Origin of the sequence: Lachnospira eligens (assembly GCF_009680455.1) — a bacterium.
Taxonomy (GTDB): domain Bacteria; phylum Bacillota; class Clostridia; order Lachnospirales; family Lachnospiraceae; genus Lachnospira; species Lachnospira eligens_A.
Genome location: NZ_WKRD01000002.1, coordinates 446,483 through 467,052, shown reverse-complemented (window position 1 = coordinate 467,052; position 20,570 = coordinate 446,483). Strand labels below are relative to the sequence as shown.

Below are 20,570 nucleotides of genomic sequence, written 5' to 3'. Positions count from 1 at the left end.
ATCCTGAGCCAGGATCAAACTCTCATAAAAAGTTTGCCTCGTCAGTTATAAACTAACTAGCTTAAATAGTTTTACCAAAACTTACTGTTTAGGTTCGTGTATCTTTCGATACTCGCAAGATTCATTAATGAATCATTTTAAAATTCTCAAAGAATTTCAAGGTTGTCTTTCTATTCAGTTATCAAAGATCTGTATCACTCAAACCCAGTATTTATCTGGTGTTTTAAGTCTTATTTGTTACCGCTTACCGCGGCGACTTGTATATAATATCATCAGGTGTACACATTGTCAACAACTTTTTTCAATTTTTTTTAAAAAAGTTGTAATTTATTTTAAACACACTATATATAGGGGTTTCCACTACATTTATATACAAGTTATATATGCTTTTCTTCTATATTATATTCCCTTGCTTTGCCTGATTCTATCTTTTTTATTACCTTACATGGATTACCTACTGCAATACTGTTGTCTGGTATATCTTTTACAACTACGCTTCCGCCACCTATTACAACATTATTACCTATAGTTACTCCAGGCATTACTTTTACCCCACCACCTATCCATACATCATTACCTACATTAATAGGATAAGCATATTCCCATCCTTCATTACGGCTTGCAGCGTCAACAGGGTGTCCTGCTGTATAGAAACCACAATCTGGTGCTATGAACACATTATTACCAAATGTTACTTTGGCACAGTCAAGTATTACAAGATTGTGATTTGCGTAGAAATTGTCACCTGCTTCTATATTATATCCGTAATCGCACCAGAATGGAGCTGTTATAAAACAATTAGCTCCCACCTTACCGAATATTTTCTTAATCATAGCAGACTGTTGTTCTGTCTGTAATGGTCTTAATGCATTAAAGTCATAGCACTGTTCTTTACATAACATTCTGTCATTAACAAGTTCCTTTACTCCTGACTTGTATAATTGTCCACTAATCATTTTCTGTCTCTCTGTCATATTCCACATTTCCTTTATAACTTTACAAATATTGTGAATAACTTGTCTTCGCTAATGCTCATTATATCATGAACTTTGTTCATGATAGTCATTCGCCGCTCGGGATGAGTATGCAGGCATGTTCCCCCTCTCTAACGCTCATTATATCATATAAAAGAAAAAGACAGCCAGAAGATTCTGACTGTCTTTTTCTTTCTGTCAACGGAGCAGGAGGGATTTGAACCCTCGCGCCGGTTGCCCGACCTACACCCTTAGCAGGGGCGCCTCTTCAGCCTCTTGAGTACTACTCCAGATTCCATGAATGCGAGCCCTAAACCATATATGTTTAACTCATAATATGAAATTCTGCGTCAAACGCATTTATTATTCTAACAAAGCCCCCTGATATTGTCAAGGGGCTTTTTATTTAATATTATTATTCTTCTTTTTTCTTCTTGTATACAACTACTGTTGTTGTCATGGCTGTACCAACTGATAACATAAGCATTATAAAATACATCATATTGCTTCTGTCTCCTGTTTTTACAGAGGTCTTTGCTATAACCTCCTCTTCATTAGCAGCTACTTCCGGAGTCCTGATGTTTTGAGATGTAATCTCATCATTCTGAGAAACTGCCGGAGTTTCTGTCTGTGTAGGTGTTCCTGACTCACTTGGTATTTCTTTCTCACTCACTGTTTCCGTTGGTGTTGGTGTCTCCTTTTCACTTACTGTCTCTGTTGGTGTTGGTGTCTCCTTTTCACTCACTGTTTCCGTTGGTGTTGGTGTCTCCTTCTCACTTGCTGTTTCTGATGGTGTCTCTGGCTGCTTAGGAATCACATTAATAGTAACTTTTGCTGATTTGATATATTCTTTACCATCTATAACAAGAACTACATTATATTCAAATGTGTCTTTTCCACTAAAGCCCTTGTCTGGAATATACTGAAATGTTCCATCTTCATTAAATTTAATTTTTCCATTATTCACATCTTTTTTTATTTCTGTCTTCAATTGAAGGTTTCTCTTAGGATTATTGACTATCTTATTATTATCATTGACAAGAACTGTACTGGCGTCAAGAACTTCGTTCTGATTAACTGTGTATTCATCATCGACGGCATTAGGCAATATTACTGCTGCCGGAGTCTCTTCAAACTGCTGCGTATAGGTAAGTCCGTCTATTGTTCCATCAAACTGACAGCCATCGTTAGTATATGAATATCCTGTATCTCCGTCTTTTGCCTTTATTTTAACTGTAACTGTCTGATCTGTTGCAGAAATTTTTTCAGGGTATTTCACTGTAAATGTTCCATCTTTGTTATCTGTAACATTTTCCTGACCTGCAACAAGCACAAAATGTTTATCCAGTGTGTCTGTTACTGATGATGTTTCAAATTGCAGACTGGTCATTTCTGTCATTATCTGTTTAAATCTGTTATTTAACTGCTCTGCATTTGCTGCTGTATAGAATTCTTTAGCATATCCTCCATCTGAAAATGTAAAATAAGTTTTTTCCCATGATTTTTCATAGTTTAATGATTTATTTCCTAATGATACTTTTACGAGATCAGTTATATCTGATTCCTTACTCATAAGAACTATCGTGTATATATCAGCACCGGCAGCTTTTAACTCTTCACCGGCCTTTCCTGCATAATATGAACCGTTTACTTCATCCCGTGGTTTATTATATCTATTAATTTCATTATTATTTTTTATATAATAATATCCACCTATTTCCCCATTATCGTATCTGTTAGCTCCACCATCAGTAAAAAGTATTACTGATGCACCTGTTGTATCACCAGCAATTTCTGATACCTGCTTTAATCCCTGCTGGATATTAGTTGCTGAACCAAGTCCCCTGCCTATCTTTGTAACATCATTTCTCTTATAATAACTTTTATAATCATTATTATACATTTCTTCATCGTATATTAAATTTAGTTTACTCATAATATCATTTTTGCTTGATGTTCTGGTTATCTCTGTTCTTGCTGAACCACAATATGAAATAACCGATACTTTATTAGATGTGCCTTCTGACAGAAATTCATCTAAGAATTTTTCAACTGCATTTATTGTAACACTCCATCTTGTCTTTTCATAAGTCGGTGCCATTGCGTCTGAGTCAACATCTTCGTCAACTGAGCATGCCATACTGAATGACCTGTCTAATACAAGTATCACATTCTGATTTTCACTTTTTATTGATGGAAGATTCTGCGATTTTGCAGAAAACTGAAGTGTATAGTAACCATTTTCGTCTGGTGTTTCACTTTGTATAGATTTTTCAAGATATAATGTTCCCTGATAAGAATACGATTTGGCATATATTACGGTATTTTCTGTAATTGCTTCTCCATTTTCAATTCCACCTGCAATTACACCATAGTTCTTATTGCTGGATTTCAGCTTTACAGTATTGCCATTTTTTATATATACATCTTTGGTCTGGTCGCCTATTTTAAATGTGACTTTACTATAACCGTCTTTTGCTGTATCTGATACTTCATTCTCCGTTACAAGTATTATATTATCTGAAAGTACATTTTCTGCGGCGAGCGTCTTATTTGTCATAAACGGTAGTATGCCTGTCACTATCAGGATAATTGTAAGCATTCCTACAATTATCCTGAGTGTCATTTTCTTTTTCATGACTTTTCCTCCCATTTAATCTTAAGGCCGTAATAACAGCCCTTAATATAAATTAATATTAGGAGTATTTACCATTTATTCCATATTTATACTCTGCAATATTCTTTTATAGCTGTTTCATACAGGTTGTTTCCCTCACTGTCAATTACTACAATTACAGGAAGATTTTCCACTTCAAGTTCTCTTATAGCCTCTGTTCCTAAGTCATCATAAGCTATTACTGTGGATTTCTTAATACATTTACTAAGAATTGCTCCTGCTCCTCCTACTGCTGCAAAGTACACTGCACCATTTCTTACGATTCCATCAATTACTGCCTGTGAACGCTTTCCCTTTCCTATCATTCCCTTTAGTCCTAAATCAAGAAGGTCTGGTGCATATTTATCCATACGGCTTGCTGTTGTCGGACCTGCTGAACCTATTGGTCTTCCTTCTCTTGCCGGAGATGGTCCCATGTAATATATTATATTATTCTTCATGTCTATTGGAAGTGGCTGTCCTGCTGACAGAGCCTCTGCCATTCTCTTATGTGCTGCATCTCTTGCTGTATATATTGTTCCTGTTATGTATACATAATCTCCTGAGTGAAGACTCTTTGCATCCTCATCACTTATTGGTGCATTAATATATTTATCCATGATTAGCCTCCCTGATTATATTACCCTGTGTGAATGTCTGTTTACATGACAGCAAATGTTTACTGCTACCGGAAGCCCTGCAATATGTGTAGGATATGTCTCTATATTGATTGCAAGTGCTGTCTGTGTTCCTCCAAGTCCACCAGGGCCTATTCCTAACTTATTGATTTTCTCAAGCATTTCTTTCTCTAAGTCACGGACATATTCAACTGGTGATTCTTCATTCAAATCTCTTGTTAATGCCTTCTTTGCAAGATAAGCACATTTTTCAAATGTTCCTCCGATTCCTACACCGACTACCATCGGAGGACAGGCGTTAGGACCTGCATCCTTTACTGCTGTAAGTATTGCTTCCTTTACACCTTCTATTCCATCTGCCGGCTTTAACATGAATACTCTGCTCATGTTCTCGCTTCCGAATCCCTTAGGTGCAACTGTTATGTCGACCTTGTCTCCTGGAACTATGTTAAAATGTATTACTGCCGGAGTGTTATCTTTGGTATTCTCTCTGTAGATAGGATCTTTTACAACCGACTTTCTTAAATATCCATCAACATATCCTCTTCTTACACCCTCATTAATTGCATCTGTGATATCTCCGCCTGTAAGATGGACATCCTGACCAACATTAATGAATACTACTGCCATTCCTGTATCCTGACATATAGGTATCATGTCCTCTCCCGCAACTTTTAGGTTTTCTTCAAGCTGCCCAAGAACCTGCTTTCCAAGTGCAGACTCTTCGTTTTTTACTGCATTTTCAAAAACATTCTTCATATCATCTGTGAGAAAATGATTTGCCTCTATGCACATTTCTTTAATGTTGTCTGTTATTATTGATACATTAACCTCTCTCATTCCCAATTCCCTTCTTGTATTTTAATTATTAATTAATCCAGTAAATACTAAAAACCTTTTTAATTCTTCACGCCAGAATTTCCATTCATGTCCGATTTTTTCAATTTCATCGTATACATAATTGTATTCAATATGGCTCATGAAATAATCTCTCAATATATGATTCATGTCTATCCATGGATCAAGTTCTCCGCAGGCATGGTATATTTCAGGTTTTACACTTTTCTGCTCTATTAATCTGTCTGCCTGATATGTGATTCCGTATTCTGTTTTATGCAGGTCTCCATCACCATAAAGCTCTATTCTTCTTATTGACTTTTCACTTCCATCATTAAGAAATTCTGAATCAGCTTTGTCACCTGCTGAAAATGCTCCTACAGTTCCATATTTTTCAGGATATCTGAGTGCAATATGAAGACAGCCGTATCCACCATTAGAAAATCCTGATACGTAATTATTCTCTCTTTTATCAGAAAGACATGGAAACATATTCATAATTATATTGAATAATTCTTTTCCAACATATGACTCATACTTATCTCCAATATTCATATTAACATAGCATGAATTCTGCACATTTGGAAGTACTGCTGCAAACCTGCCCTCATCAACATATTCTGTTATTGGTGAATGATACAGCCATACAGTATTATCACCACTGCTTCCATGATATAACCATAATACAGGAAGCTTCTCATCATTTTTCATATCTGATGGGAGAATAACTGTGCATTCCATATTACGCTTAAGATATATAGAAAAATGATTAATATTCATTACTGTTGCCATATATATCCTCCATCCTGTACGACTGCTCTTTTATTATATTAACTGTCTCATGTATGCATTTATCCCAGAAAATAAAATCATGATTACCAGCAGTTTCATAATAATTCACTTTAAGTCCTGCATCTGATGCATATTTATTCCATTGTCTGCTCATTGTAAGTATCTGATCATATAATCCACATCTAATGTAAAATTCCGGATAATTTTCCACATTTGTCTTGAAATTATCCTCTTTTAAACAGTTCATTATATCAAATCGGTTATCTGATAATTTTCCCCTGTCTCCAAATATCTGATATGTGTTTATTCCCTGTGGGTTGTCAAATCTTTTCTCTATATCAAGCAGTCCTGAATATGAGAACACCTTGCCATATACATCAGGCTTAATAAGTGCAGCATGTACTGCTCCATATCCACCCATTGACATTCCTGCTATGTAACGGTCTTTTCTGTCACATGATAATCCAAACCAGTTAGTACAGGTTTCTATAAGTTCTTCTGTTAAAAATGTAAAATATTTTCTTCCATGTACATTATCAACATAACATTTGTTATCACCTGAAATCATTATGACCGCTATATCAGTATTATCTACATAATCTGCCACTCTGGATTTCGTAATCCATGTTGTATAATCTCCTCCCATTCCATGAAGAAGATATAAAGTCTTATAACTGCCTCTTCCCTGAGGAATAATTGCATTAATCATAACGGGCATACCAAGTGTTTTTGATTCATAATTAATATTAATTAAAGCCATGTTATCTCCTGCTAAAAAGGAAACCGTCACATATATAAATGTGGCAGTTTCCTTAAGATTAATCTTCAGATTCTACTGTTTTATCTGTGTCTTCTTCAAAGCCCTCTGCATCCTTACCATCTTCATCAGCAGGCTGCTTCCTTACTTTGGCAATTGTTGCTACTTTAATTCCTTCATCAAGGTTAATAAGTTTAACACCTGATGTTATTCTTCCAAGATTAGATATATCTGAACACTGAAGTCTGATTATAATTCCTTCTGTTGTAATAAGCATTACTTCTCTTGAATCATCTACAGCCTTAGCTCCTACGACATTACCTGTCTTTTCTGTTATCTTGTAACATTTGACACCTTTACCACCACGATGCTGAACTGTATATTCGTCAATGTCTGTTCGCTTACCCATACCATTCTCTGAAACTATAAGCATAGTATCTCCCTGGGTACTTACCTGAACACCAACAACTTCATCCTCATCCATAAGACTCATACCTATAACACCCATTGCTGAACGTCCCGTAGGTCTTACATCTGTTTCCTTAAATCTTATACACTGTCCAAGCATTGTTACCATAAGAATCTCTGCCTGATCATCTGTAAGTTTAACTTCTATAAGTTCATCATCTTCTCTTAAGTTAATTGCCTGGATTCCTGTCTTTCTTATATTGGCAAAATCTTTAACAGGTGTCTTTTTAACTATACCCTTCTTAGTTGCCATAAACAGGTAATCTGTATCCTGAAGTGTATCAATTTTAACAGGAACTACTGCTGTGATTGTCTCACCCGGTGCTAACTGTAAAAGATTAATTATTGCAGTTCCTCTTGAAGTTCTTGATGCTTCAGGAATTTCATAAGCCTTTAACTTATAAGCTCGTCCTGTGTTAGTAAAAAATGTAAGTACATGATGTGATGTTGTCATGAATAAATCTTTGATATAATCATCATCAATTGTCTGCATTCCCTTTATTCCCTTACCACCACGATGCTGGCTCTTAAAGTTATCAGGTGTCATTCTCTTTACATAACCCAAGTTAGTTCTTGCAATAACACATGGTTCATCTGGAATAAGGTCTTCCATTGAAATATCGTATTCATCATATCCGATAGAAGTTCTTCTGTCATCACCATACTTGTCTGCTATCTCTGAAATTTCAGTCTTGATAACTCCAAGAAGCAACTTCTTATCTGCAAGAATTGCCTTGTATTCTTTAATCTTTTCATGAAGTTCCTTCAACTCAGCTTCAAGCTTGCTTCTTTCCAGACCGGTCAGAGCTCTCAGACGCATATCTACGATAGCCTGTGCCTGTGCTTCTGAAAGTGCAAATTCAGCAATTAAGCTTTCCTTGGCAATCTGTACATTTGCAGAACCTCTGATTATTGATATAACTCTGTCGATATTATCTAAAGCAATCATTAAGCCCTCTAAAATGTGGGCTCTTTCTTCTGCCTTATTAAGATCAAACTTTGTTCTTCTGGTAACAACTTCTTCCTGATGAAGAAGGTAATACTTTAACATGTCATACAGGTTAAGCACCTTTGGCTGGTTATCTACTAATGCAAGCATTATTACACCAAATGTATCCTGTAACTGTGTGTGTTTGTATAACTGGTTAAGTATTATGTTAGGATTGACATCTCTTCTTAACTCAATGGCAATTCTCATACCCTCTCTGTCAGATTCATCTCTTAAATCTGTGATTCCATCAATCTTCTTATCTCTTACAAGCTCTGCTATTTTCTCGATAAGCTTTGCTTTATTAACCATGTATGGAAGTTCTGTAACTACAATTCTGTTCTTGCCATTATTCATTGGCTCAATATTAGTTACAGCTCTTACCTTTATCTTGGCTCTTCCTGTACGGTAAGCCTCTTCAATTCCCAACTTGCCGATGATTGTTCCACCTGTAGGGAAATCAGGACCTTTAACTATATCAAGAATTTCCTCAATTGTTGTGTCTCTGTCTTCTTCCACCTTATTGTCAATCATCTTTACAACAGCACCTATAACTTCTCTTAAGTTATGAGGTGGAATATTAGTAGCCATACCTACGGCAATACCTGATGTACCATTACATAACAGGTTAGGATATCTTGATGGAAGTACTGTAGGTTCTTTTTCTGTTTCATCAAAGTTAGGTATGAAATCTACAGTATCTTTGTTAAGATCTCTTGTCATCTCCATAGATATCTTGCTGAGTCTCGCCTCTGTATATCGCATGGCTGCGGCTCCATCACCATCGACTGAACCAAAGTTACCATGTCCGTCAACAAGTGGATATCTTGTATTGAAATCCTGAGCCAGCTTTACTAATGCCTCATAAATTGATGAATCACCATGTGGGTGATATTTACCCATTGTATCACCAACGATACGGGCACATTTTCTATGTGGCTTATCAGGACCGTTGTTAAGTTCTATCATTGAATATAGAATTCTTCTCTGTACCGGCTTAAGACCATCTCTTACATCCGGAAGTGCTCTGGAAGCGATAACACTCATGGCATAATCTATATAATAGTTTTCCATGGTTTTCTGCATATCGACTTCTTGAACTTTATCAAAGATATGTTCATCCATTATTATAATTCCTTTCCGTGAAGTTATTAATTAACGCAATATGTAAATCTGGAATACGCCATGCGTAAATCCTAATCACGCGCATTCGTGAAATCTGATGATTTTACTCATGGTGCTAGTCGCACCATACAAGACAACATCACAATATTATTTAGCGTGCAAGCACGCACATAATATTCCGATATTGTCTTATGCGCTGCTCGTTAGATATCCAAATTCTTTACAAACTTAGCATTTGCTTCTATGAAATCTCTTCTTGGCTCTACCTTGTCACCCATAAGTGTTGAGAATGTTACATCAAGTTCTGAATCATCATCTTCATTCATATTAACTCTTAATAATACTCTCTTGTGTGGGTCCATTGTTGTTTCCCATAACTGCTCTGCGTCCATCTCACCAAGTCCCTTATAACGCTGGACTTTATTATTCTGGTCTCTTCCAATCTCAGTCATGATTGCATTAAGCTCATCATCATTATAGGCATACCACACTTTTTTATTCTTCTCAACTTTATAAAGTGGTGGCTGTGCAAGATATACATGTCCTTCTCTTATCAGATCAGGCATGAATCTGTACAGGAATGTGAGAAGAAGTGTTGCAATATGTGCACCATCTACATCGGCATCTGTCATAATAATAATCTTGTGATAACGAAGCTTGCTTATATCAAAATCTTCATGAATACCTGTACCAAATGCAGTAATCATCGCTTTAATCTCTGCATTTCCAAGTATTCTGTCAAGTCTTGCTTTCTCAACGTTAAGAATCTTACCACGAAGTGGAAGGATTGCCTGTGTAGCACGGCTTCTTGCAGTCTTTGCAGAACCACCGGCTGAATCTCCCTCAACGATATATATCTCACAATTCTTAGGATCTTTATCTGAACAATCAGCTAACTTGCCAGGAAGTGAAGTGCTTTCAAGTGCAGTCTTTCTTCTTGTTAAGTCTCTTGCTTTTCTTGCAGCTTCTCTCGCTCGCTGTGCAAGCAACGATTTTTCACATATAGATTTTGCAACTGCAGGATTCTGCTCAAGGAAGTAAGTAAGCTGTTCACTTACTATACTGTCAACTGCTCCCCTTGCAACTGTATTACCAAGCTTCTGCTTAGTCTGTCCTTCAAACTGCGGATCTTCAATCTTAACAGATACGATTGCTGTGAGACCTTCTCTTATATCATCACCTGAAAGTCCCTGATCACTATCCTTAAGAATCTTATTCTTTCTTGCATAATCATTAAAAGTCTTAGTCAGTGAATTTCTGAAACCAGTCAGATGTGTACCACCTTCAGGTGTCTTAATATTATTAACAAATGAATCGACAACCTCATTGTATCCATCATTATGCTGGAATGCTACTTCAACCTGAACATTGTCTTTCACACCTTCACAATAAATAATCTGGCTGTATAAAGGTTCTTTACTCTTATTAAGATACTGAACAAATTCCTTGATACCACCTTCATAATGGAATACTTTCTGCTGCTCAAGACCTTCTCTTAAATCTGTAAGAGTAATCTTGATTCCCTTAGTAAGAAATGCCATTTCTCTTAATCTGTGCATAAGAATATCAAATTCAAATACAGTTGTTTCCTGAAAAATCTCTGAATCAGGAAGAAAAGTAACCTGAGTTCCTGTATCCTCAATATCGCAGTCACCTACTATCTTAAGGTCATAACATATCTTTCCTCTTTCGTATCTCTGCTGATAAATGTGTCCATTTCTCTTTACCTGAACTTCAAGCCATTCAGACAAAGCATTAACTACAGATGCACCAACACCGTGAAGTCCTCCTGACACCTTATATCCTCCACCACCGAATTTACCTCCGGCATGAAGAACGGTATATACAACTTCAATGGCAGGTCTTCCTGTCTTATGATTAATATCAACAGGTACACCTCTACCATTATCAATTACAGTGATAGAGTTATCTTTATTAATCATAACCTCAATATGTGTACAAAAACCTGCTAAAGCTTCGTCAATTGCATTATCAACTATCTCATACACAAGATGATGAAGTCCTCTTCCTGATGTACTTCCAATATACATACCAGGTCTTTTTCTTACAGCTTCAAGACCTTCGAGTACCTGAATCTGGTCTCCACCATAATTCTTCTCTGCATTCTGATCTGCCACTTTAATTCCTCCTTGTTTTACAAAGCAAAATGTAATTAATTCTCATTAACTACATGACCATCTGTTACTTTAAATATTTTGTTGATATTCATTCTGTTATTAATAAATTCTTCAAGTCCGGTGCATGTAACAATCGTTTGTATATCTCCAATGCTGTTTATCAGAAAATTCTGTCTGTTACTGTCTAACTCAGACAAAACATCATCAAGAAGAAGTACCGGAGTATCTTTAATTACAAGTTTCACAAGTTCTATCTCAGATAATTTAAGTGAAAGTGCAGCTGTTCTTTGTTGTCCCTGTGAACCATATTTTCTCACATCATTGTCATTGATTAAAAATATAAGATCGTCCTTATGAGGTCCTTTACCTGTAACCTTGTATTTAATATCCTTTTGTCTTGAATTTCTTACTTCTTCTTCGAAATCATTCACATCAACATCAGGAACATAACATACTTTAATATTCTCAATACCACCAGTAAGTCTGGAATGAATATCACTGATTATTGTGTTAATCTTTTCTATGAAACTTTTTCTGCCTTTAATAATAAGGCTTCCATACTTAACAAGCTGCATGTCCCATATATCAAGAGTCTGCATCAGCTGTTCTGATGGTGAAAATGCTATATCTTTGAGAAGCTTGTTTCTCTGATTAAGTACTTTGTTGTAATTAACAAGGTTACTAAGATATATCTTGTCAAGCTGGCTAAGTTCCATATCCATAAATCTTCTTCTCTCTGAAGGACCATTTTTTATAATATTAAGATCTTCCGGAGAAAAGAAAACAATATTAATAATTCCAAAAAGTTCAACAGCTTTTTTTATAGGAATACCATTAACTGCTATACCCTTGGTTTTATTCTTCTTAAGGTGCATGTCTATGCGGTATTTCATACCATGCTTTAAGACATTTAGTTTAATATGCGATTCATCTTCTCCAAATCTGACTATTTCTCTGTCTTTACTGCCACGATGTGACTTAGAAGTTGAACACATATATATTGATTCTAATATGTTAGTCTTTCCCTGGGCATTGTCACCATATATTATGTTTACATGCTCATTGAAATTCATATCCAGAAATTCATAATTTCTGTAATCCTTTAACTCAACAGATTCGACTATCACATTAACACCTATTTTTTAATAAGAATACTGGAACCGTTGTATTCTACAACTTCTCCGCCAAAAAGTTTTTTTCCACGCTGTGTTTCAACAACGCCATTAACCTTAACTTCACCATCCTGAATAACAATCTTGGCTTCAACACCAGATTCAACTAATCCGGCAGCTTTAATTGCCTGTCCAAGTTTGATGAAATCATCTCTTAAAATTATTTCTTCCATAACTTTCCTTTCTCTTGTTAAGCTGTGAAGTTAACAGGAAGTATAAGATAAATATATTTCTCTTCCTTGTCTCTGATAAAGCAAGGTGATTTATGATTAACTAAATACATAGTCACATTTTCATCATCAATAACCCTTAATGCATCCATAAGGAACTTAGGATTAAAACCAATCATAATATCCTTACCTTCTTTATCAATATCAATATCTTCGTTAAGAGCTCCAATTGCAGAGTTAACATTTACCTGTAATAAACCATTTAATATATTAATAATAATTGGCTTCTTATCTCCTTCTCTTATAAGAAGATTAGCTCTGTCAATAGAATCAAGAAATTCTTTTTTATTAATAGATACTTTAGTTTCATAATCGTTAGAAAGCATCTGACTAATCTTAAAATAATCACCCTCTATAAGTCTAGAAACAACATGAGTCTGGTCAAATTCAAATAATACATGATTGTTAGTAAAGTAAATATTAACAAAACTTTCAGCATCAGCATTAAGAATCTTGCTTATTTCCTGAAGAGTCTTACCTGGAATAACTACTCTTACGTCATCAGATCTGCCTTCAAGCTTAATATTACGGATAGCAATTCGGTGACCATCAAGACCTACAACTTTAAGTGTACCTTCATTTACTTCAAAAAGTTCACCTGTCATCATTTTATTATTATCATTAATAGCAATAGAGAATATTGTCTGATTAATAACTTCCTTTAACTGGAACTGGGAAAGTGTAATCATCTTATCTTTAATAATAGCCGGAAGGTAAGAAAAATCATCTCCGGATTTTCCTGCTATATTAAACTTACTTTTTTCACATGTAATAAGTGCATTATTATTTGAATCAGTAGTTAAAGTAATATCATTATCAGGCAGCTTTCTTACAATTTCAGAAAAAAGCTTAGCATCTATGGCAATCTTGCCTTTTTCTATAATTTCACCTTCTACTATAGTTTCAATGCCAAGTTCCATATCGTTACCTGTGAACTTGATTTCATTAGTAGTAGCATCAATAAGAATACATTCAAGAATATTCATAGTAGTTCTTGTAGGTACAGCTTTCATTACGATACCTACAGCTTTGTTTAAGTTAGATTTAGTAAAAACTAATTTCATGTTGATAACTTCCTTTCGATAAAATTGTAGTGGAGAAGAGCTATATATAAATATATAAATGCCGTAGCCGTAGTCTTAGGGGTTGTTAAATTGTTAAAAAGTATGTAAAGCCTTAAAAACACTGGATATATGAAAATAATAACCATGTTAGAAAACACAAAATTTAATGTTCAATGTATGTGAAAAATTAAAGTTTAAAAAAATGAACATAAATCTAAAAAAAAGTTATAAAGAACATTCAACATAAAAATAACATCTAATTAACAAATTATCCTAAAACCATTGTGGAAAACTTTTTAAGATGGATTAAGCTTCTTTATTAATATATCAATAGTGCTCTTGGTAGTTTCATTATTAGCTGTTTCTTTAGCAATCTTTTCTGAACCATATAATATAGTAGAATGATCTCTGCCACCTAAAGCTTTACCTATAGCTTCAAGAGGAGTCTGTGTCATCTGCCTGCACAGATACATTGCAATATGTCTAGGAAAAGCTATATCAGCACTTCTCTTATGAGATATTATATCTTCAGGCTTAATGTGGAAATGTTCAGCAACTACATCAATTATAAGTTCTGGTGTAATCTCTTTCTTAGAGTAAGGAGATATAAGATCCTTAAGTGTATTCTCAGCAAACTCTGCAGTAAGAGGTGTGTGGGAAAGCTTAGAATAAGCTGAAAGCTTGGTAAGCGCTCCCTCAAGCTCCCTGATACTTGAAGTAATATTAGTTGCAACATAATCTTTAACTTCATAAGGAAAATCAATTCCTAAAGCCTCAGACTTCTTATTAATAATAGCCATCTTAGTTTCATATGTAGGAATCTGGATATCTACCGGAAGTCCGCTTTCAAAACGTGTTCTTAATCTGTCAGGAAGAGTTTCCATTTCCTTAGGTGGTCTATCAGAAGATATAACAATCTGTTTTCCTAAAAGATAAAGGTCATTAAAGGTATTGAAAAATTCTTCCTGAGTAGAAACCTTTCCTATTATAAATTGAATATCATCAATAAGAAGAACGTCAATATTACGGTATTTATTTCTGAATTCAGTGTTCTTGTTAGTCTTAACCGATTCGATAAGTTCATTAGTAAATGTCTCAGAAGTTACGTATAAAACCTTCTTAGATGGGTCACTTGCAATAATAAAATGTGCAATAGCCTGCATAAGATGAGTTTTACCAAGTCCGGCACCTCCGTATATGAACAGAGGGTTATATATCTGTCCAGGTGTTTCGGCAACAGCGAGTGATGCTGCGTGAGCCAGATTATTATTAGTACCTATTACAAATGTGTCAAATGTGTAATTAGGATTCAGATTCTGTGAAGCAAGACTATTATCAGTAGAAACTGAAGATGTCTTTTTCTTTAATTCATCTTCCTTTTTCTCAGCAGATGACATAATAATTACCTGATATTCTTTGTTCATTACTTCACATACGGTAACTTCAAGAAACTTGAGGTAACGTTTTTCAATATATACAATGCTCCTTTCATCAGTAGAAGCGTCATCTTCTAAAGATGAGAAAGTAAGAGTAAGAACATTGCCGTCAAGTTTATATATTTTAAGGGGTTTAATCCATGTTTTAAAAGAAACATCAATAATTTCGTGTTCTTCTTTAAAAGTAGAGAGAATTAAATCCCATTTATCAATCAATGTCTGTAATTCATCCATAAATTCTAGGCCTTTCTGGCTTGTTAATTAGCCTGTCCAATCATAAAAATACATTCCTTTATATAATATATCATTTAGAAAATTATTTCAATATTTGGGCAGATTAAGCCCTGTGGATAATTTTATGGATAAAAATGTATTAACATGAATGTGGAAAATATTATAAACGCGAAAAAGGTCGAAAATAGGCACTTTTTCAAAAATATCGTTAATAACTAACGTAATTATAAAGAGTTTTCCACAAGTTATCAACATTTTGTGGAAAACTCTTTTATATTCTTTTTAAAAAATATTAAAAATGTCCTATTTATGCGGATTACTGGATTGTGAAAAACCTGTTGAAAGCGTTTTTTATAGAATTAGTATATATAAAAATAAATACAGTAATTATCAAGTTTTTCTTGACTTTATAATGTTTACACAATATAATCAGTTCTGTGTTTTGAAATTTTTTATATGAAAATATTCTTACCATAATAAACTACAATGGTAATGAAGGAGGTGCATAGACTATGAAGATGACATTTCAGCCAAAGAACAGACAGAGATCTAAGGTTCATGGATTCAGATCAAGAATGAGTACTGCAGGTGGAAGAAAAGTTTTATCAGCAAGAAGAGCTAAGGGTAGAAAGAAACTTTCAGCTTAATTAATATTTTCTTGATTTTGTTGGCAGATGGGAGTTTCTCATCTGCTTTTTTCAGATTATATTAATATTAAATTTAAGCAACATTTTAATTAATAAGAATGGTGAATGGTATGAAATATAAGGATTTTGAAACATTAAGAAGTAATCAGGAATTTAAAAAGGTGTACAATAATAAGAAGTCTTTTGCTAACAAGAATCTTATAATGTATATTTCTGAGAATGGAACGGATACTAAACGATTAGGTGTATCTGTGAGTAAGAAGGTCGGGAATAGTATTGTCCGACACAGACTGGCAAGACTGATAAGAGAGGCATTCCGCCTTAGTACAGACTGTATACCCGATGGATATGATTATGTTGTCGTAGCCAGAGCCAGTTTGAAAGATAAGGGTTTTTTTGAAACTAAGGAATCAATGATTCATTTATTGAAACTTCATAAGCTTTATAAGCAGAATTAAATAGGCGGTTAATATGAAGGATATAAAGATTAAGTTAAAGAATGCGGGCAAGTTCATAGTTCTTAAGATGATAAGATTATACCAGCTCGCAATATCTCCTTATAAAGGAGGAAAATACTGCAGCTTTATTCCAACATGTTCGCAATACGCAATTGAAGCTATTGAAATGTATGGAGTTTTCTTAGGTGGGTGGTTGGCACTTAAAAGAATATTAAGGTGCAATCCATTTAATAAGAACGCTTATGGCTTTGATCCTGTGCCAGTAGGCAGATATGGGAAAAGAAAAAAGCAATAAACAACTGAATATTTGGATAGTGCTATATTATGCGGAGGTGACAATTTGAGTATTATTAAGCCAATTGCACAGTTACTTGGTTACATTTTAGACATCCTTTTCATGGGTCTTAATGCAATAGGAATTGGTAATATTGCAATAGCAATCATTATTTTTACTCTGCTTGTTAAAATGTTAATGCTACCATTACAGATTAAGCAGCAGAAGATGACTAAGTTACAGTCAGTTATGAACCCGGAGATAAAGGCTATTCAGGAGAAGTATAAGGGAAAGAACAGTGATACAGTAGCTATGCAGAAGATGCAGGCAGAAACTAAGGCTGTTTATGAAAAATATGGTGTTTCACAGTGGGGAAGCTGTGTGCAGCTTCTTATCCAGATGCCTATTCTTTTTGCACTTTACAGAGTATTCCAGCAGATACCACTTTATATTTCACAGATTAAGGTACTTTTCCTTAATATACTTGGACTTAATGGTGCTGATGGTATCTCATCTGTTTCAGGATATGCTGATACTCTTAATGAGATATACGGAAAGACTGTTGACTGGAGCAATACAAGCACAGCTGTAACAACACTTAATTCATTCACTGCAGACCAGTGGACAAAGTTAAAAGAAGCATTTCCAGCATTTTCTGATATGATTACACAGAATCTTGATAAGATTAACCATATGAATACTTTCTTAGGCGTTAACATGTCTCAGAATCCAGGTTTTGGTCTTCATATAGCTATATTAATTCCAATTCTTGCAGGCGTTACACAGTTTATATCTGTTAAGGTTTCACAGGCTGGCATGGAGCAGCCTGACAGTGATAATCCAGCAGCAGCATCTATGAAGATGATGACTTATTTCATGCCACTTATGTCAGCATTTCTTGCAATAAGTCTTCCTTCAGGTCTTGGTGTTTACTGGATTGCAACAGCTGTTATACAGACAATTCAGACAATCTTCATTAACAGATATTATGATAAGATTGGAACAGATAAGATTGTAGAAAAGAATGTTGAAAAGCGTAACAAGAAGAGAGCCAAGAAGGGACTTCCAGCAGAAACTATCGTTAAGGGTGCTTCTGTAAGTACTAAGAATGTGAATAATAATAAGAATTCTTCTGCTTCTTCAAGTGCTGACAGAGCAAAGAAGCTTCAGGAAAGAAAAGAAGCTAACGATAAGAAGATACAGGAATTAAAGGAAGCCGCAGCAGCAAGTGGTAAGGCAGCTAAACCAGGAAGTCTTGCTGATAAGGTTGGTATGGTATCAAGATACAATGAGGTCAACGATAAAAGAAAATAGAGAGGGTTAAGTAATGGAATATATTGAAGTTACAGGAAAATCTGTTGAAGAAGCTATAACTAATGCCTGCACTAAGCTTGGTATTCCAAGTGATAAGCTTGATTATGAAGTTATAGACAAAGGTAATTCAGGATTTTTAGGAATATTTAATTCTAAGCCTGCTAAGATTAAAGCAAGAGAAAAACAGGAAGAACCAGAAGTTAATTCTGTTGAGACTCCTAAAAAGTCAGAAGCACCTGTTCATGCAGAAAAAAAATTCGAAAAGAAGGCAGATGATTTCAAGAAAGCAGAACCTAAGAAGGAATTTAAGTCTGAACCTAAGAAAGAGTTCAAAAAGGAACACAAGCCTGCTGATAATCACAAGAATGCAGAAGTTAAGGAAGCACCTAAGGTTGAAGCACAGCCACAGCCTAAGGAAGAGCCATTTACAGCAGAACAGAAGGAAGTTATTAAGAAGGATATACAGACATTCCTTAATAATATGTTTGGTGCTATGAGCATGGAAGTTAAGGCTGATATTACATTTGACGATGAAGAAAATAGCGTTAATGTAGATCTTTCTGGAGATAACATGGGTGTTCTTATCGGTAAGAGAGGACAGACACTTGATTCTATCCAGTATCTTACAAGTCTTGTAATTAACAAGAACAGTGAGAAGTATGTAAGAGTTAAATTAGATACAGAGAACTATAGAAAGAGAAGAAAAGAAACTCTTGAGTCTCTTGCTAAGAACATTGCATACAAGGTTAAGAGAAGCAGAAGACCTGTTTCACTTGAGCCTATGAACCCATATGAAAGAAGAATTATCCATTCAGCACTTCAGGCAGATAAGTTTGTTTCTACAAGAAGTGAGGGTGAAGAACCTTTCAGACATGTTGTTGTTTATCTTGAAAGAGAGAATAATAACAGATATAACAGATAATTAGATATATGATTTTATTAAATGCTGTGGTATTATTATCACAGCATTTTTTATATGGAGGATGGAAATGGAGGATACAATAGCAGCTATATCTACAAGTACAGTGTCAAGCGGTGGAATTAGTATTGTAAGAATAAGCGGTCCTGATGCAATTATTATTGGAGATAAAGTTTTTAAGTCAAAAAAGAATATTAAGCTTGCAAATGTACAGAGTCATACGGTACATTTTGGAAATATATGTGATAACGGTAATGAAATTGATGAAGCACTTGTAATTGTAATGAAAGCTCCTAACACTTATACAAGAGAGAATATTGTTGAGATTGACTGTCATGGCGGTATTCTTGTTACTAAGAAGGTGTTAGAGGCGGTACTTAACGCTGGTGCAAGGCTTGCAGAGCCTGGTGAATTTACAAAGAGAGCATTTCTTAATGGAAGAATTGACCTGTCACAGGCGGAGGCTGTTATTGATATTATTAATGCAAAGAATGATTATGCTCTGAAGTCATCTGTTAATCAGTTAGATGGTAAGTTATCTGAAAAGATTAAGAATATAAGAGAGATAATATTGAATAATGTTGCATTTATTGAGGCTGCTCTTGATGATCCAGAACATTTTGATATAGATGCTAATGTAGATAACCTTAAAAATGATGTGGAAAACTGTCTTAATAATGTGGATAACTTGTTAAAAACATGCGATAATGGCAGAATCATGCATGATGGCGTGCGTACAGTCATTTTGGGGAAAACTAATGCAGGAAAGTCAAGCCTGCTTAATGTACTTGCAAGAGAAGAGAGAGCAATTGTTACTGATATAGAAGGAACTACGAGAGATACTCTTGAAGAAATGATTAATCTGTCTGGAATTACTCTTAATCTTATTGATACTGCAGGAATCAGAAAAACTGATGATGTTGTTGAAAGCATTGGTGTTAATAAGGCTAAGAAGCTTGCAGAAATCGCTGATCTTGTAATATATGTAGTTGATTCTTCAAGAGTACTTGATGATAATGATTATGAGATTATGGAACTTATCAAGGATAAGAAGGTTCTTGTAATACTTAATAAAGCTGATCTTGCACAGGTTACAACAGCAGAAGATATTAAGAAAATAATGAATTGTGAGACAGTTACTATATCTGCAAAGCAGGAGACAGGAATTGAAGAACTTGAGGAAACTGTTAAGAATATGTTCTTTAATGGTGAAGTTAAGTTCAATGAAGATGTATATATTACAAGTACAAGACATAAAGAACTTTTAAAGAAGGCTGAGAACAGCTTAAAGCTTGTACTTGATGGAATTGATAACATGGTAAGTGAAGATTTCCTTACTATTGATTTAATGGCTGCATATGAGAATCTTGGTCTTATAATAGGAGAGGAGATTGAAGATGATCTTGCCAACAGAATTTTTTCAAAGTTCTGTATGGGTAAGTAATGCAG

Annotated in this window: 18 protein-coding genes and 1 tRNA gene; 6 read left to right on the top strand and 13 right to left on the bottom strand. The window is 34.8% G+C overall.

Going from position 1 to position 20,570, the window contains the following annotated elements; translation table 11 throughout:
• Nucleotides 1-377: 377 nt before the first annotated feature.
• From GKE48_RS03995 to dnaA, 13 genes are all read right to left on the bottom strand, one after another.
• Nucleotides 378-974: a sugar O-acetyltransferase gene (locus GKE48_RS03995; protein WP_055288026.1), complete on the bottom strand. Its 597-nt coding sequence runs from the start codon at nt 972-974 to the stop codon at nt 378-380.
• A gap of 202 nt (nt 975-1,176) precedes the next feature.
• Nucleotides 1,177-1,264, bottom strand: a tRNA-Ser gene (locus GKE48_RS03990).
• Between the two features lie 125 nt (nt 1,265-1,389).
• Complete coding sequence (locus tag GKE48_RS03985) at nt 1,390-3,612, bottom strand: Ig-like domain-containing protein (RefSeq protein WP_173016881.1); 2,223 nt, start codon at nt 3,610-3,612, stop codon at nt 1,390-1,392.
• A gap of 86 nt (nt 3,613-3,698) precedes the next feature.
• Entirely contained in the window at nt 3,699-4,250 is a 552-nt protein-coding gene (locus tag GKE48_RS03980) for a Fe-S-containing hydro-lyase (protein WP_154300476.1), read from the bottom strand.
• Between the two features lie 15 nt (nt 4,251-4,265).
• A complete protein-coding gene (locus GKE48_RS03975; protein ID WP_055288029.1) occupies nt 4,266-5,108 on the bottom strand; it encodes a fumarate hydratase in 843 nt (280 codons plus the stop codon).
• Nucleotides 5,109-5,129: 21 nt separating this feature from the next.
• Nucleotides 5,130-5,897 (bottom strand): alpha/beta hydrolase, encoded by a 768-nt coding sequence (locus GKE48_RS03970; RefSeq protein ID WP_154300475.1) that lies wholly within the window; start codon nt 5,895-5,897, stop codon nt 5,130-5,132.
• The gene (locus GKE48_RS03965) at nt 5,875-6,657 is read right to left on the bottom strand and encodes an alpha/beta hydrolase (RefSeq protein ID WP_154300474.1); all 783 of its coding nucleotides are present in this window, start codon (nt 6,655-6,657) and stop codon (nt 5,875-5,877) included. Before GKE48_RS03965 ends, GKE48_RS03970 begins: the two co-directional genes overlap by 23 nt.
• A 58-nt stretch (nt 6,658-6,715) precedes the next feature.
• Nucleotides 6,716-9,235 (bottom strand): DNA gyrase subunit A, encoded by a 2,520-nt coding sequence (gyrA, locus tag GKE48_RS03960; RefSeq protein ID WP_055216622.1) that lies wholly within the window; start codon nt 9,233-9,235, stop codon nt 6,716-6,718.
• Nucleotides 9,236-9,438: 203 nt separating this feature from the next.
• Nucleotides 9,439-11,373 carry a DNA topoisomerase (ATP-hydrolyzing) subunit B gene (gyrB, locus tag GKE48_RS03955; protein WP_012738289.1) on the bottom strand — a complete coding sequence of 645 codons (1,935 nt, stop codon included), beginning with the start codon at nt 11,371-11,373 and terminating at the stop codon, nt 9,439-9,441.
• 35 nt (nt 11,374-11,408) lie between these two features.
• Entirely contained in the window at nt 11,409-12,500 is a 1,092-nt protein-coding gene (recF, locus tag GKE48_RS03950) for a DNA replication/repair protein RecF (RefSeq protein WP_022097150.1), read from the bottom strand.
• A gap of 8 nt (nt 12,501-12,508) precedes the next feature.
• Nucleotides 12,509-12,718, bottom strand: a complete 210-nt coding sequence (locus GKE48_RS03945; protein ID WP_022097149.1) for an RNA-binding S4 domain-containing protein — start codon at nt 12,716-12,718, stop codon at nt 12,509-12,511.
• A 17-nt stretch (nt 12,719-12,735) separates the two neighbouring features.
• The gene (dnaN, locus tag GKE48_RS03940) at nt 12,736-13,839 is read right to left on the bottom strand and encodes a DNA polymerase III subunit beta (protein WP_055216620.1); all 1,104 of its coding nucleotides are present in this window, start codon (nt 13,837-13,839) and stop codon (nt 12,736-12,738) included.
• A 296-nt stretch (nt 13,840-14,135) separates the two neighbouring features.
• On the bottom strand, nt 14,136-15,509 hold the full coding sequence (gene dnaA / locus GKE48_RS03935) for a chromosomal replication initiator protein DnaA (RefSeq protein ID WP_022097147.1): 1,374 nt from the start codon (nt 15,507-15,509) through the stop codon (nt 14,136-14,138).
• Nucleotides 15,510-16,021: 512 nt separating this feature from the next.
• Between dnaA and rpmH the strand changes: the two genes are divergently transcribed.
• The 6 genes from rpmH (at nt 16,022) to mnmE (ending at nt 20,565) form a co-directional block, all read left to right on the top strand.
• Nucleotides 16,022-16,156 carry a 50S ribosomal protein L34 gene (gene rpmH / locus GKE48_RS03930; protein WP_012740282.1) on the top strand — a complete coding sequence of 45 codons (135 nt, stop codon included), beginning with the start codon at nt 16,022-16,024 and terminating at the stop codon, nt 16,154-16,156.
• 110 nt (nt 16,157-16,266) lie between these two features.
• Nucleotides 16,267-16,614, top strand: coding sequence for a ribonuclease P protein component (gene rnpA, locus GKE48_RS03925; RefSeq protein WP_055216618.1), 348 nt, complete (start codon nt 16,267-16,269; stop codon nt 16,612-16,614).
• A gap of 13 nt (nt 16,615-16,627) precedes the next feature.
• A complete protein-coding gene (gene yidD / locus GKE48_RS03920) occupies nt 16,628-16,909 on the top strand; it encodes a membrane protein insertion efficiency factor YidD (RefSeq protein WP_012740280.1) in 282 nt (93 codons plus the stop codon).
• A gap of 45 nt (nt 16,910-16,954) precedes the next feature.
• On the top strand, nt 16,955-18,202 hold the full coding sequence (locus tag GKE48_RS03915; RefSeq protein ID WP_022097145.1) for a YidC/Oxa1 family membrane protein insertase: 1,248 nt from the start codon (nt 16,955-16,957) through the stop codon (nt 18,200-18,202).
• Between the two features lie 13 nt (nt 18,203-18,215).
• Nucleotides 18,216-19,124: an RNA-binding cell elongation regulator Jag/EloR gene (gene jag, locus GKE48_RS03910; RefSeq protein WP_154300473.1), complete on the top strand. Its 909-nt coding sequence runs from the start codon at nt 18,216-18,218 to the stop codon at nt 19,122-19,124.
• 61 nt (nt 19,125-19,185) lie between these two features.
• Nucleotides 19,186-20,565, top strand: coding sequence for a tRNA uridine-5-carboxymethylaminomethyl(34) synthesis GTPase MnmE (mnmE, locus tag GKE48_RS03905; protein WP_154300472.1), 1,380 nt, complete (start codon nt 19,186-19,188; stop codon nt 20,563-20,565).
• The last annotated feature ends 5 nt before the right edge of the window (nt 20,566-20,570 follow it).

Excerpts from the sequence above, each read along its gene's own strand:
- dnaN (WP_055216620.1), bottom strand. The coding sequence starts at position 13,839 with ATGAAATTAGTTTTTACTAAATCTAACTTAAACAAAGCTGTAGGTATC.
- yidD (WP_012740280.1), top strand. The coding sequence starts at position 16,628 with ATGAAGGATATAAAGATTAAGTTAAAGAATGCGGGCAAGTTCATAGTT.
- rpmH (WP_012740282.1), top strand. The coding sequence starts at position 16,022 with ATGAAGATGACATTTCAGCCAAAGAACAGACAGAGATCTAAGGTTCAT.
- GKE48_RS03975 (WP_055288029.1), bottom strand. The coding sequence starts at position 5,108 with ATGAGAGAGGTTAATGTATCAATAATAACAGACAACATTAAAGAAATG.
- GKE48_RS03970 (WP_154300475.1), bottom strand. The coding sequence starts at position 5,897 with ATGGCAACAGTAATGAATATTAATCATTTTTCTATATATCTTAAGCGT.
- dnaA (WP_022097147.1), bottom strand. The coding sequence starts at position 15,509 with ATGGATGAATTACAGACATTGATTGATAAATGGGATTTAATTCTCTCT.
- GKE48_RS03995 (WP_055288026.1), bottom strand. The coding sequence starts at position 974 with ATGACAGAGAGACAGAAAATGATTAGTGGACAATTATACAAGTCAGGA.
- GKE48_RS03985 (WP_173016881.1), bottom strand. The coding sequence starts at position 3,612 with ATGAAAAAGAAAATGACACTCAGGATAATTGTAGGAATGCTTACAATT.
- mnmE (WP_154300472.1), top strand. The coding sequence starts at position 19,186 with ATGGAAATGGAGGATACAATAGCAGCTATATCTACAAGTACAGTGTCA.
- gyrA (WP_055216622.1), bottom strand. The coding sequence starts at position 9,235 with ATGGATGAACATATCTTTGATAAAGTTCAAGAAGTCGATATGCAGAAA.
- jag (WP_154300473.1), top strand. The coding sequence starts at position 18,216 with ATGGAATATATTGAAGTTACAGGAAAATCTGTTGAAGAAGCTATAACT.
- rnpA (WP_055216618.1), top strand. The coding sequence starts at position 16,267 with ATGAAATATAAGGATTTTGAAACATTAAGAAGTAATCAGGAATTTAAA.
- GKE48_RS03980 (WP_154300476.1), bottom strand. The coding sequence starts at position 4,250 with ATGGATAAATATATTAATGCACCAATAAGTGATGAGGATGCAAAGAGT.
- GKE48_RS03945 (WP_022097149.1), bottom strand. The coding sequence starts at position 12,718 with ATGGAAGAAATAATTTTAAGAGATGATTTCATCAAACTTGGACAGGCA.
- GKE48_RS03965 (WP_154300474.1), bottom strand. The coding sequence starts at position 6,657 with ATGGCTTTAATTAATATTAATTATGAATCAAAAACACTTGGTATGCCC.